Origin of the sequence: Xenophilus sp. (assembly GCF_044462705.1) — a bacterium.
GTDB lineage: Bacteria > Pseudomonadota > Gammaproteobacteria > Burkholderiales > Burkholderiaceae_C > Xenophilus > Xenophilus azovorans.
The window spans coordinates 1-12,106 of record NZ_JBIQNC010000130.1; the positions used below are offsets into that span (position 1 = coordinate 1).

At 72.3% G+C, this 12,106-nt stretch carries 12 protein-coding genes; 5 read left to right on the top strand and 7 right to left on the bottom strand.

Translation table 11 applies throughout. The annotated features are described in order from the left end of the window. Positions 1-52 precede the first annotated feature (52 nt). Entirely contained in the window at positions 53-1,096 is a 1,044-nt protein-coding gene (locus tag ACIY1X_RS17810) for a sulfate ABC transporter substrate-binding protein (RefSeq protein WP_399682984.1), read from the bottom strand. Positions 1,097-1,273: 177 nt separating this feature from the next. Between ACIY1X_RS17810 and ACIY1X_RS17815 the strand changes: the two genes are divergently transcribed. Next, a complete protein-coding gene (locus ACIY1X_RS17815) occupies positions 1,274-1,546 on the top strand; it encodes an oxidative damage protection protein (RefSeq protein WP_399682987.1) in 273 nt (90 codons plus the stop codon). A gap of 36 nt (positions 1,547-1,582) precedes the next feature. On the opposite strand, the gene ACIY1X_RS17820 is transcribed toward ACIY1X_RS17815, so the two are convergent. Then, complete coding sequence (locus tag ACIY1X_RS17820; RefSeq protein WP_399682989.1) at positions 1,583-2,092, bottom strand: DUF4019 domain-containing protein; 510 nt, start codon at positions 2,090-2,092, stop codon at positions 1,583-1,585. A gap of 123 nt (positions 2,093-2,215) precedes the next feature. Here ACIY1X_RS17820 and mnmC point away from each other — a divergent pair, with 123 nt between their 5' ends. Then, positions 2,216-4,066: an FAD-dependent 5-carboxymethylaminomethyl-2-thiouridine(34) oxidoreductase MnmC gene (mnmC, locus tag ACIY1X_RS17825; protein WP_399682992.1), complete on the top strand. Its 1,851-nt coding sequence runs from the start codon at positions 2,216-2,218 to the stop codon at positions 4,064-4,066. A 43-nt stretch (positions 4,067-4,109) separates the two neighbouring features. Then, on the top strand, positions 4,110-5,006 hold the full coding sequence (locus ACIY1X_RS17830; RefSeq protein ID WP_399682995.1) for a transglutaminase domain-containing protein: 897 nt from the start codon (positions 4,110-4,112) through the stop codon (positions 5,004-5,006). 25 nt (positions 5,007-5,031) lie between these two features. Here the strand turns inward: ACIY1X_RS17830 and ACIY1X_RS17835 are convergent, their stop codons facing one another. From ACIY1X_RS17835 to ACIY1X_RS17855, 5 genes are all read right to left on the bottom strand, one after another. After that, entirely contained in the window at positions 5,032-5,949 is a 918-nt protein-coding gene (locus ACIY1X_RS17835; protein ID WP_399682997.1) for a crotonase/enoyl-CoA hydratase family protein, read from the bottom strand. 80 nt (positions 5,950-6,029) lie between these two features. Beyond that, on the bottom strand, positions 6,030-7,442 hold the full coding sequence (locus ACIY1X_RS17840) for a serine/threonine-protein kinase (protein WP_399683000.1): 1,413 nt from the start codon (positions 7,440-7,442) through the stop codon (positions 6,030-6,032). Positions 7,443-7,446: 4 nt separating this feature from the next. After that, positions 7,447-8,319, bottom strand: a complete 873-nt coding sequence (locus ACIY1X_RS17845; protein ID WP_399683003.1) for a DUF3365 domain-containing protein — start codon at positions 8,317-8,319, stop codon at positions 7,447-7,449. 24 nt (positions 8,320-8,343) lie between these two features. Next, entirely contained in the window at positions 8,344-9,273 is a 930-nt protein-coding gene (locus tag ACIY1X_RS17850; RefSeq protein WP_399683006.1) for a hypothetical protein, read from the bottom strand. A 121-nt stretch (positions 9,274-9,394) separates the two neighbouring features. Then, positions 9,395-10,696: a D-amino acid dehydrogenase gene (locus ACIY1X_RS17855; protein ID WP_399683008.1), complete on the bottom strand. Its 1,302-nt coding sequence runs from the start codon at positions 10,694-10,696 to the stop codon at positions 9,395-9,397. A gap of 149 nt (positions 10,697-10,845) precedes the next feature. Here ACIY1X_RS17855 and ACIY1X_RS17860 point away from each other — a divergent pair, with 149 nt between their 5' ends. Beyond that, positions 10,846-11,319 (top strand): winged helix-turn-helix transcriptional regulator, encoded by a 474-nt coding sequence (locus ACIY1X_RS17860; RefSeq protein ID WP_399683011.1) that lies wholly within the window; start codon positions 10,846-10,848, stop codon positions 11,317-11,319. A 59-nt stretch (positions 11,320-11,378) separates the two neighbouring features. Next, the coding region (locus tag ACIY1X_RS17865; protein ID WP_399683014.1) for an MFS transporter at positions 11,379-12,106 on the top strand (728 nt) is incomplete at its 3' end.

The following is a 12,106-nucleotide window of genomic DNA, read 5'->3' on the forward strand; positions in this document are numbered from 1 at the left end:
GCCGAGGGGCTGCCGGCGATCAACAGGACGGGAGGCATCGGTGCGCGGCAGCCTATTTCTGCTTTTGCGTGTAGATCTGGTCGAAGACGCCGCCATCGGCGAAGTGGACCTTGGCTGCTCGATCCCATCCGCCGAAGGCGTCCTCGATCTTGAACAGATTCAGCTTCGGCAGCTGCTTGGCATATTTTTCCTGCGCCTTGGCCGAGGTCGGCCGGTAGAAGTGCTTGCCGATGATGTCCTGCGCCTCCTCGGTGTAGAGGAACTTCAGGTATTCCTCGGCGACGGCGCGCGTGCCCTTGCGGTCGACGTTCTTGTCGACAACGGTCACGGCCGGCTCGGCCAGGATGGACAGCGAGGGGTAGACGAAATCGACCTTGTTGCCGAACTCCTTCTCCAGCAGGTAGGCCTCGTTCTCCCAGGAGATGAACACGTCGCCCTGGCCGCGCTGCGCGAAGGTGACCGACGAGCCGCGCGCACCGGTGTCGAGCACCGGCACGTTGGCGTACAGCTTGGCCACGAAATCCCTGACCTTGGTCTCGTCGCCGTACTTGCGCTTGGCGAACTCCCAGGCGGCCAGGTAGTTCCAGCGCGCGCCGCCGGAAGTCTTGGGGTTGGGCGTGATGACCTTCACGTCCGGACGCACCAGGTCGTCCCAGTCCTTGATGTTCTTCGGGTTGCCCGCGCGCGTGACCAGCACGATGGTCGAGGTGTACGGCGAACTGTTCAGCGGCAGGCGCTTCTGCCAGTCCTTCGGGATCCAGTTGCCGTTGGTGTGCAGCGCGTCGGTGTCGCCGGCCAGGGCCAGGGTCGCCACGTCGGCCTCCAGCCCGTCGATGATGGAGCGGGCCTGCTTGCCCGAGCCGCCGTGAGACTGCTTGATCGTCACGTCCTGGCCGGTCTTGGCTTTCCAGAACCTGGCGAATGCGGCGTTGTACTCGACGTACAGCTCGCGCGTCGGGTCATAGGACACGTTCAGCAGCGTCACCGGCCCGGCGGGCGCGGCCTGCTGCGCGAACGCACTCGCCGGCGGCAGGGCCATGGCGGCCGAGGCGGCGGCCAGGAGGGAAAGCTTGATAAAGTCGCGGCGCTGTTTCATTTCTTGCGATCCAGAAGTGCATGAAGTCGATGAATTGCATTCTGGATAGCGCATAAGGAAAGTGGAACGACGGAGTTTTCACTTCCAAATAGCGAACTCAGCTAAGGCGCACGCCGGCCGACGGCGGCGCATCCTGGCGCCCCACCCGCAGACAGACATCCCCGAAGAGGCATCCGCATGGCACGCATGGTCCAGTGCATCAAGCTCGGCAAGGAAGCCGAAGGACTCGACTTCCCCCCCTACCCCGGCGAACTCGGCAAGCGCATCTGGGAGCACGTGAGCAAGGAGGCCTGGGCCGCCTGGCTCAAGCACCAGACCATGCTGGTCAACGAGAACCGGCTGAACCTGGCCGATGCCCGCGCCCGCGACTACCTCCGACGCCAGATGGAGAAGCACTTCTTCGGCGACGGCGCCGACGTGGCGCAGGGCTACGTGCCGCCGGCCCAGTGAAGCGGGGCGGCGCGCAGCCGCCTGCCGCGCTGCTTGCTACTGCGCGTTCCGCGTCTCGTAGCCCACGAAGCGCCAGCCGTCCTGCTCCTGGCGGAAGCTGAGCTTCTCGATCGCCTTGCGGCCGTTGGCCAACTGGCTGAGGTACTCCACGTTGGCATATTGGCCCGGCGGCGGCATCTTCGACTCGGGCCCGATGCGCACGCCCTGCACGCCGGCCCGGCTGCGGCCGCTCACCGTGCCCAGCCCGCCGCGCACGCTGCGCAGGCCGGCGACGAACTGCCCGCGCTCGCGCGTGCCGGCCACGAAGGGGGCCAGCGAGGCCCATACGGCGTCCATGCGGTCCTCGTCGATCATGCGCAGCGTGGCATCGCTGCGTTCGAGCAGGGCCTGCACCGCGGCCTGCTGCTGCTGGGCCTGCGCCGGGGCTTGCTGCTGCTGCGGCTGCTGCTGCTGCGCGGCAATGGCCGGCGGCGCGGGCGGGGCCGGCTGTTTCTGCGGCGCGGAGCAGGCGCCGAGCGCGAGCGCGGCGCAGGCGGCCAGCGTCATGCCGGCGCGGCGTGGGGTGGATGGCGAGGTCGGGAAACGGCACGTGTTCAAGAAAATCACTCCCATGGCATTTGCAAGAAGAACTGGATGGCCACCGCGTGGACGCCATCCCCAGGCGGGACCATGACCGAAGCCGTCGAGTGGCACAAGGGTGGGCAGCCCTTCAGCGCCCGCTTCGGTGACGTTTATCACTCCGAAAGCGGCGCCGAGGCCCAGGCCCGGCACGTCTTCCTGGGCGGCTGCGGCCTGCCCGGAGCCTGGGCCGATGCGCCGCAATGGCGCATCCTCGAAACCGGCTTCGGCCTGGGCCTCAATTTCCTGACAGCCTGGCGGGCCTGGCGCGACGATCCGCGCCGGCCGGGCCGGCTGCACTTCGTCTCGGTCGAGGCCTATCCCGTGGCCGCGGCGAACATCGAGCGCGCCGCAGCCGCGCAGGGCCCGGCCATCGGCGCGCTCGGCCGCGAGCTGGCGGCGCAATGGCACGGGCTGCTGCCCGGCTGCTACCGGCTGGCGTTCGACGACGGCCGCGTGCTGCTGACGCTGGGCATCGGCGACGCGCGCCCGATGCTGCGCGGCCTGGCGCGCTTCGAGGCCGACAGCCTCTTCCTCGACGGCTTCAGCCCGCAGAAGAACCCCGAGATGTGGTCGCCCGAGCTGCTGCGCACGCTGGCGCGCTTCGCCCGCCGCGGCACGCGCATCGCCACCTGGAGCGTGGCGCGCGGCGTGCGCGACGCGCTGGCGCCACTGGGCTTCGTGCTGGAGATGGCGCCGGGCCTGCCACCCAAGCGCGACTGCCTGCGCGGCGAATTCGCGCCCGCCTGGCCGCTGCGCGCGCGGGGGCCGGAGCCCGAGCGGGTGGACGCGCGGGGCCGCTGCGTCGTGGTGGGCGCCGGGCTGGCCGGCGCGGCGGTCGCCGCCAGCCTGGCGCGGCGAGGCTGGCAGGTGACGGTGCTGGAGGCCGCGCCGCACGCGGCGGCCGGCGCCTCCGGCGCGCCGGCGGGCGTGTTCGCGCCCCACGTCTCGCCCGACGACGCCCTGCTCTCGCGCCTGACGCGCGCCGGCGTGCGCGCCACGCTGTCGGAGCTGCGCCGCATCGGCGGCGCCGAGGGCGACGGCTGGGCGGCGCCGGGCGTGCTGGAACGGCGCGCGCCCTACGCGCTGCGTCTGCCGCCCGGCTGGACGGCCGAGGGCCCGAACGAGAGCTGGACTGCCACGCCGGTACAGGCGGCCGACGCCGGCCTGGCAGCGGACACCGCCGCGCTGTGGCACGCCCACGCCGGCTGGGCGAGCCCCGCCCGACTGGTCGAGGGCTGGCTGGCGACGCCGGGCGTCACCCTGCGCACCGGCAGCGCCGTGGCGCACGTGGCCCCGCTGCCGGACGGCCGCTGGGCCGCGCTCGACGCCGATGGCCGCCCGCTGGCCGACGGCGACCGCGTGGTGCTGGCCGCCGGCGCCGCCACCCGCGCGCTCGCCGGCGCCTTGCCGCTGCAGCCGGTGCGCGGCCAGCTGGCCTGGGGCGATTGGCCGGCCGGTGCCAAGCCGCCGTCCTGCGTGCCGGTCAACGGCGACGGCCACTGCATCCCGGCCGTTTCGGCCCACGGCCAGGCGGCGCGCTGGCTCAGCGGCGCCACCTACGCTCCGGGCGACGACGGCGCCGACCTGCGCGACGCCGACACGCAGGCCAACCTGGACCGCCTCGCCGGCCTGCACCCGGGCCTCGCGGCCGCCGTGCGCGGCAGCGGCGTGCAGGCCTGGGCCGGCGTGCGCTGCGCCTCGCACGACCGCCGGCCGCTGGTCGGCCCCGTGCCGGGTGCGCCAAGTGCAGGCCTGTGGGTGTGCACCGCACTGGGTTCGCGCGGCCTGAGCTTCGCAGCGCTGTGCGCCGAACTGCTGGCCGCCCGCTGGCACGGCGAGCCGCTGCCGGTGTCGGCGGCGCTGGCGCGCGGCCTCGATACCGCGCGCCTGCGTGCCTGATTTCCTCCCCCGCGCGTTCGCCCGCGCGGACAATCCGCCCGCCATGTCCACGCGCTACGACATCCTCCACACCACCACCTACCGCTACCGCGAGCCGGTGCGCTTCGGCCTGCACCGCGTGATGTTCCGCCCGCGCGACAGCCACGACCTGCGCGTGCTGGCCACCGACCTGCGGGTCTCGCCCGAGGCCGACGTGCGGCTGATCCACGACCCGCACTCCAACTCCGTCGCCCTGGTGCAGCCGCGCGGCGAGGCGCGCGAGCTGGGCATCGCCTGCGCCTTCACCATCGAGCACGTGCCGGGCCCCGAGGACGAGCTGCCGCTGGACCCTGCCGCCGAGTACCTGCCCTTCGCCTACTCGGTGCAGGAGCGCATGGACCTGGAAGCCTACCTGCGCCCGCACCACGACGACCCCGAGGGCGCGCTGATCCGCTGGGCGCACCACTTCCTGCACAGCGACCAGCCCAACAGCACGCGCGAGACGCTGCGCCGCATGAACGCGCACATCGCGCAGAGCCTCGTCTACCAGGCGCGCGAGGAGGAAGGCACGCAGACGCCCCTGGAGACGCTGGCCCTGGGCAGCGGAAGCTGCCGCGACTACGCCCTGCTGATGATGGAGGCCGCGCGGCGCCTGGGCATCGCCACCCGCTTCGTCTCGGGCTACCTGTACGACCCGATGCTCGACACCGGCGAGCAGGCGCCCGGCGAGACCACCGTGGGCGCCGGCACCACGCACGCCTGGCTGGAGGCCTACCTGCCCGGCGCCGGCTGGATCGCCTTCGACCCGACCAACAACCTGACCCGCAGCGGCCGGCTGATCCGGGTGGGCGTGGCGCGCGACCCGGCGCTGGCCCCGCCCGTCAGCGGAAGCTGGTTCGGCCCGGCCGAGGCCTACGAGGGCATGGACGTGGTGGTGCGGGTGACCAAGCGGCGCGAGTGAGCCTGTCCGCCCGGCGGCGCCGGGCTCAGCCCTGCCCCGCGGCGCGGCGGCGCGCCTCCAGTTGCGCGATCAGCGCCCTCGCCTCGTCCCCCTCGGGAATCGGCCGCCCGCTGTCGCGCCATTCCACCGCACTCTTGAATCCTTCCGTCTCCGCCTGCCGGCGGAACCACAGGCCCTCCGGGTTGTGGCGGGTGATGCCGTCGAACAGCGTGGCGAACATCTGCGTCTGCTCCAGCCCCATCGACAGCCACACCTGATTGACCACCATCTTGTGCATCGCCAGGTGGCTGCGCGGCACGCCGGCGATGCGCGCGGCCAGCCGCATCGTGGCGGCCTCCAGCTCGGCCGCCGGCACCGCGAGGTTGGCCAGGCCCCATTCGGCCGCCTGCGCGCCGGTGAGCGTGTCGCCGGTGAACATGAGCTGCTTGGCGCGCGCGGCGCCCAGGCGGTAGGTCCACATCGCCGTGGTCGGGCAGCCCCACACGCGCGTCGGCATGTAGCCGATGCGCGCGTCCTCGGCCATCACCAGCAGGTCGCAGCTCAGGGCGATGTCGCTGCCGCCGGCGACCGCGTGGCCGTGCACCTTGGCGATGGTGGGCTTGGGGCAGCGCCACAGTGCCATGAAGTCCTCGGTGTTTTTCTTCATGGCGGCGTAGTCGAGCATCGGGTCCCAGGGCGTCTTCTCCTGCCGGCACGGGTGTTCGCCGGCTCGGCCCTCGGCGTAGTCCACCAGGTCGTAGCCGGCGCAGAAGGCGCGGCCCGCGCCCTCGACCACGATGACGTGCACCTCGTCCTCGGCCTGGGCCCATTCGACGGCGCGGCGGATCTCGCCCGGCGTGCTCTCGGCGATGGCATTGAGCCGCTCGGGACGGTTCAGCACGAGGCGCGCGATGCGCGGCTGCGCGGGGTCCTGGGCGATGTGGAGGGTGTCGAAGGCGGGCACGGTCGTCTCCTGGCGCGGATGGTCGGAGCCGCCAGCATGGTGCGCTGCCGCCGCGGGGGCAAGCCCCGCCCGCCGGTGCTTCAGCCCGGCTTGCGCCTCAGCGCATCCAGCAGCCGCGCGCGCTGGGCCGGGTCGTCGAGCTGCTGCGCGAGCAGCTCGTGCAGGTGCTGCGGCGAGCGGGCCTGCGCCATCGCCTTCTTCAGCACGACCTTGGCGATGGGGCCCAGCTCGCGCGAGAGCACCAGCCGCGCGTGCTCGGCCGCCTCCGGCGTGATGGGCACCTCGACCGCCGCACCGGTGGCGACGGCGGCGCCGCCGCTGCCGGCCGTGCCCCCGCCGGTGGCGCGCGCCGCGCTGCCGAAGCCGCTCAGCAGCGTGATGAAGCGGGCCCGGTCGCCGGCATCGGGCAGGTGCTGGCACAGCGCGTCGCGCAGTGCGTCCAGGTCGGTCGCGGTGCGCGCGGCCTCGCGCACAAGCACGCGGGCCATGGGCCCCATGAAGCGGGTCAGCGCGGCCTCCATCGGTGCCAGGCTGGCGGCGTCCCAGCGCGAGGGTGGCGCCGAGCCGGGCCGGCTCGCGGCGCCGGAGGCCGGCTGGCCGTCGGCACGCCGCAACGGCAGGTGCAGCGAGGCCACGACGGTCGCGTCGTCGGCGGCGCTGCCGGCGTGCAGCGCGCTGCGCTCGGCCAGCGCGTCGCGGAACTCCCGCGCGCTGGCGAAGCGCTGCTGCGGCGCCTTGGCCAGGGCGCGGGCGACGATCGGGTCGAAGGAGGACGGCAGCGCCGGGCCCGGCAGCTGCGAGGGCGGTTCCGGGTCCTTGTTGAGCACCTGGTACATCACGGCCTCGGCCGAGTCGGCGGCGAAGGGCGAGCGCCCGGCCAGCATGCGGTACAGCAGCACGCCGGCCGCGAAGATGTCGACGCGGTGGTCGATCGCCTCGCCCATGTACTGCTCGGGCGCCATGTAGCCGGGCGTGCCGATGGTGGCGGCCATCTGCGTGAGCGCGGCCGACTCGATGCGCGCGATGCCGAAGTCCGTCACCTTCAGCAGGCCGTCGGTGGTGACGATCAGGTTGGCGGGCTTGATGTCGCGATGCCACACGCCGTGGCGGTGGGCGCAGTCCAGCGCGTCCAGCAGCTGCTGCATGAAGCGGATGACGGTGCCTTCGGGCAGGCGCGGCGTGGCGCCCAGGATCTGCGCCAGGTCGCGGCCCTGCACGTACTCCATGGCGATGAAGGCGGTGGCCTCGTCCTCGCCGTACTCGTAGATGGCGACGATGCCGGGGTGCGACAGGCGCCCCACGGCCTTGGCCTCGTTGCGGAAGCGCGCCGCCAGGTCGATGCCGGCGTCGGCCTCCATCAGCGCCTTGCGGATCGTCTTGATGGCGACCGGCCGGTCGATGCCCGGGTCGTGGCCCTTGTAGACCACGCCCATCGCGCCCTCGCCCAGCACTTGGACGATGTCGTACTTGCCGAGGCGCTTGGGGTGCTCCATGTCTTCAGGTATCGAGCAGCTTCATGGCATGCACCAGGCTCTTGCGCATGCGCGCGAAGGACTCGGACAGCACGCCGATCTCGTCCTTCGAGCGCACGGCGAACTCCGGCGCGTCCAGCTCGCCCATGCTCACCCGGTCGGTCAGCGCCGACAGGCGCGTCACCGGCTGGATCACCAGCTTCCACAGCATCAGGTTGAGCGTCAGGCCGATCAGCACAAACACGCCCGCCAGCGCGCCCATGACGACGCCGAAGGCCTTGTCGGCCCGCTCGAAGGGCACCGACATGGGCACCGACACCACCTGCGCGCCCAGCACCTCGTTGAGCTTCCAGCCGAAGCCGTTGGAGGGCCCGTACTTCTCGATCATCGGCGCCGGCGCGGCGCCGGGCGTGCTGTGGCAGCTCAGGCACACGGGGTTGGTGACGCGGATCGGGCGGGCGATGTACAGGGCCGGGCCGGAGGCGGTGTCGCGCCGGCCGATGAACTCCGTCAACTCCGACTGCTGGGCGAATCGGGCGATCACGTCTTCCTCCCAGTCCTGCGCGCGGTCGCGCGGGTTGGTGGGGTTGAGCATGGCCGGCTTGTACGAGTACTCGGGGTGCTTGGTGCGCAGCGCGTTGATCATCTCCGTCGACGAATACGCCGGCACCGACTGCGGCAGGAAGGTGTACTTCATCTGCGTCTGCAACAGCGGCTGGATCTGCGTGGCCGTGTAGGTGCTGACGGCGGCGGCGCTCTCCATGATGAGGCGGGCGCGGTCGAGCACCTCGTCGTGCGCACCCTGCTGGAGCATGCTGCGCGCCAGGTAGGCGGCCGCGCCCAGGCCGAGGGCGAAGACCAGCAGGAAGGCCAGGTTGAACTTGAGGAGGAGCTTCATCGTGGTCGCGCTCGCGGGCGCTCGTCAGTAGGTGCGGACGCCCGCCGGCCGCGGGGGTGCGGCGGGGGCCTGTGCCGGGGGCTTGGGGCGGTACTTCTCGGGAAAGACGACGCGGTCCCATTCGGGGTGCTCGCGCATGTGCTCGACCAGGCCGGCACGGAAGTCGGGCCGCCGCGCGAGCGCGCGCCACCGGGTGGCGAAGTGGCTGCGCAGCACCGGCTCGGCCGCCAGCCAGGGCGCGGCGTCGGCGTAGGCCAGGTCGCCCAGGCGCCTGGGCGCCACCTCGCGGCCCTTGAACAGCGCGGCGCGCGTCGGCAGCGGGTCGAGGAAGCTGCGCGGCACGGACTGGATGAAGGCCGGCGTGGGGCGCGGTGCGACGGCCGCCTTGCCGCTGCCGCGGCGGGCGAAGAACTCGCCGGCCTTCAGCCGCACGGGCGGTGGCACGGGCCTGGCGGCCCGGTCCTGCAGGGCGACGGCGCCGGCCTCGCAGAAGAGCTGGAAGCCGCCGTCCGCATCGACCGCGGCGACCTGCTGGCCGGCAGGCTCGCCCAGTGCATAGGCCGGCGTCAGCACACCGGCCGGCACGGGCGCGCCGCCCGCGGGCTGGATGAGCTTGAACCACCCCCGCAGCACGTACACGTGCGCCGCGACCGCCTGCCCGCGCGTGCCCAGGCGCGGCGCCACGAACGCGCGCGTGGACGGGCCCAGGTCGACGATCACGCCGTCGGTGAATTCGAGGCGCAGCAGGCGCGTCTGCGGGCCGGTCTCCAGCAGGTCGCCCGCGGCCAGGCGCACGCCTTCGGCCGCGCCGAAGCGGCCGCTGTCACGCAGCAGCGCCGCCTCGCCGTCCAGGATGGAGACGAGGGCCGGCGGCTGCGCCGCGGGGGCCGCATGGGTGGCGCCCAGCGTCAGCAGCAGCCACACCGTCGCCAGGACGTTCCTGATCCGTTTCACCGTCCTCGCACCGAAGAGCTCCGATGCGCGCATGGTGCCTCGTAACGAGGTGTAATGGCATAGGCATCAAGGCATATGCCGGCGGCCCACCCGCTGCGGGGCATGGCCGGAAAACGGCGCGTCAGGAGGCCGCGTGCGCGGGCCGCAGGCCCGGATGGCGTGCCGCGGGCCGGCGCCCGTAACGGTCCACGCCCAGGCCGTCGGTGCGGATCTCGGGCCGCTGGCCTATGACCAGGTCGGACACCAGCTTGCCGCTGCCGCAGGCCATGGTCCAGCCCAGCGTGCCGTGGCCGGTGTTGAGGAACAGGTTGGCCAGCGGCGTGGCGCCGACGATGGGCGTGCTGTCGGGCGTCATCGGGCGCAGGCCGGTCCAGAAGCTGGCGGCGGGCAGGTCGCCGCCGGGGAACAGTTCGCCGACCACCTTCTCCAGCGTGGCACGGCGGCGCGGGTCCAGCCGCAGGTCGAAGCCGCCCAGTTCCGCCATGCCGCCCACGCGGATGCGGTCGTCGAATCGTGTGACAGCGATCTTGTAGGTCTCGTCCAGCACGGTGGACTGCGGCGCCAGGCCGGCATCGACCAGCGGCACGGTGAGCGAGTAGCCCTTGACCGGGTAGACCGGCAGGTCGAGCCCGAGCTGCGCGGCCAGGGCGCGCGAGTAGCTGCCGAGGGCCAGCACGTAGCGGTCGGCGGTCAGCACCTCGCCATCGACGCGCACGCCGGTGATGCGGCCGCCTTCGGCCAGCACCTGCTCCACCGTCGCGCCGAAACGGAACTCCACGCCCAGGCCGCGGGCCACGTCGGCCAGGCGGTTGGTGAAGAGATGGCAGTCGCCCGTCTCGTCGTTGGGCAGGCGCAGGCCGCCGACCAGCGCGCCGCCGGTGCGGGCCAGCGCCGGCTCCACGCGGGCCAGGCCCTCGCGGTCCAGCAGTTCGTAGGGCACGCCGCATTCCTGCAGCACGGCGATGTCGCGCTGCACGGCCTCCATCTGCTGCGCGGTGCGGAAGACCTGCAGCGTGCCGCCGGTGCGCTGCTCGTACTGCAGGCCCGTCTCGGCGCGCAGGGCGCGCAGGCAGTCGCGGCTGTACTCGGCCACGCGCATCATGCGTTCCTTGTTCACCGCGTAGCGCGCCGGCGAGCAGTTGCGCAGCATCTGCGCCATCCAGCGCAACTGGAACAGCGAGCCGTCGGCGCGGATCGCCAGCGGCGCGTGCTGCTGGAACATCCACTTCAGCGCCTTGAGCGGGATGCCCGGCGCGGCCCAGGGCGTGGAGTACCCGGGCGAGACCTGCCCGGCGTTGCCGAAGCTCGTTTCCTGCGCCACGCCGGCCTGCCGGTCGAGCACCGTGACGCTCGCGCCGGACCGGGCCAGGTAGTAGGCCGTGGTGGTACCGATGACGCCGCCGCCGAGAACGATCACTTTCATGGGTGGACCTGCTGGAAATGAAGGCATGGAAAGGACGATTGCCGGAATCTAGGCCCTCGAAACCGGTAAATGTCATGGTTATTTTTTCGATGTCCAGCAAAATCCACTGATCCAGGCGCCCAAACGGCCGCGCGCCCGAAGGAATCACCATGTCCACCGCCTCGCTCGACCGCATCGACCGCAAGATCCTCGACATCCTCCAGCGCGAGGGCCGCATCGCCATCACCGAGCTGGCGCAGCGGGTGGGCCTGTCGACCTCGCCCTGCTCGGAGCGCGTCAAGCGCCTGGAGCGCAGCGGCGTCATCACCGGCTACCACGCCCGCGTGGCGCCCGAGGCGGTGGGCAAGACGCTGCTGGTGTTCGTGGAGATCAAGCTCTCGTCCAAGTCCGGCGAGGTGTTCGACAAGGTGAAGAAGGAGCTGCTGCACATGCCCGAGGTGCAGGAGTGCCACCTCGTCTCGGGCGGCTTCGACTACCTGGTGAAGGCGCGCCTGCGCGGCATGGGCGAGTACCGCCACCTGCTGGGCGACATCCTGAAGAAGCTGCCGGTGCCGGCCGAGTCGCACAGCTACGTGGTGATGGAGGAAGTCAAGGAGACGCTGGCGCTGCCGCTGGACCGGTGACGGCAGCGCCGCCCATCGCTGCGGCTAGGATGGCGCCCTCCTCCGCCTGCCGCCCCATCTTGTCCTCCCCGCGCGACTTCTCCCTGCACCATCCGCTGGCCTTCTGGCTGGGCTGCATCGCCATCATCGGCGGCGTGCTCGCGCACGCACCCATGTTCCTCATGGGCCGCTACACCGGCTGGCAGATGGTCGGCATGGAGATGGACGCGCCGATGCTGGCCGGCATGGCGGCGATCCCGCTGGGCGTGCTGCTCGCGGCCTACGGCCTGATGCCGCGCATCGCGCAACTGCGCCGCAGCCTCCACCCTGCGCAGCCGCTGCAGTTCCACCTGGCCGACAGCGTGCCGCTGAACGCCGAGCACTGGAAGCTGGTGGCCGTGCTGGTCGTCGCGCTGGCCGTGGACGTGCTCAAGCCGGCCACGCTGGGCTTCGTGATGCCGGGCATGACGCAGGAGTACGGCATCAGCAAGGAGACGGCCGGCGTGCTGGCGCTGGTGGCGCTCACCGGCACCACCGTCGGCTCCATCGTCTGGGGGCGCCTGGCGGACGTGTTCGGGCGCCGCTCGGCGATCCTGCTGTCGGCGCTGATGTTCATCGGCACCGCCATCTGCGGCGCGATGCCGGCCTTCGGCTGGAACCTCGCGATGTGCTTCCTGATGGGCGCCTCCGCCGGCGGCCTGCTGCCCATCGCCTTCACGCTGATGGCCGAGACGGTGCCCGCCGCGCACCGGGGCTGGCTGCTGGTGGCGCTGGGCGGCGTGGGCACCTCGGCGGGCTACCTGCTGGC

Excerpts from the sequence above, each read along its gene's own strand:
- ACIY1X_RS17810 (WP_399682984.1), bottom strand. The coding sequence starts at position 1,096 with ATGAAACAGCGCCGCGACTTTATCAAGCTTTCCCTCCTGGCCGCCGCC.
- ACIY1X_RS17815 (WP_399682987.1), top strand. The coding sequence starts at position 1,274 with ATGGCACGCATGGTCCAGTGCATCAAGCTCGGCAAGGAAGCCGAAGGA.
- ACIY1X_RS17820 (WP_399682989.1), bottom strand. The coding sequence starts at position 2,092 with ATGACGCTGGCCGCCTGCGCCGCGCTCGCGCTCGGCGCCTGCTCCGCG.
- mnmC (WP_399682992.1), top strand. The coding sequence starts at position 2,216 with ATGACCGAAGCCGTCGAGTGGCACAAGGGTGGGCAGCCCTTCAGCGCC.
- ACIY1X_RS17830 (WP_399682995.1), top strand. The coding sequence starts at position 4,110 with ATGTCCACGCGCTACGACATCCTCCACACCACCACCTACCGCTACCGC.
- ACIY1X_RS17840 (WP_399683000.1), bottom strand. The coding sequence starts at position 7,442 with ATGGAGCACCCCAAGCGCCTCGGCAAGTACGACATCGTCCAAGTGCTG.
- ACIY1X_RS17845 (WP_399683003.1), bottom strand. The coding sequence starts at position 8,319 with ATGAAGCTCCTCCTCAAGTTCAACCTGGCCTTCCTGCTGGTCTTCGCC.
- ACIY1X_RS17855 (WP_399683008.1), bottom strand. The coding sequence starts at position 10,696 with ATGAAAGTGATCGTTCTCGGCGGCGGCGTCATCGGTACCACCACGGCC.
- ACIY1X_RS17860 (WP_399683011.1), top strand. The coding sequence starts at position 10,846 with ATGTCCACCGCCTCGCTCGACCGCATCGACCGCAAGATCCTCGACATC.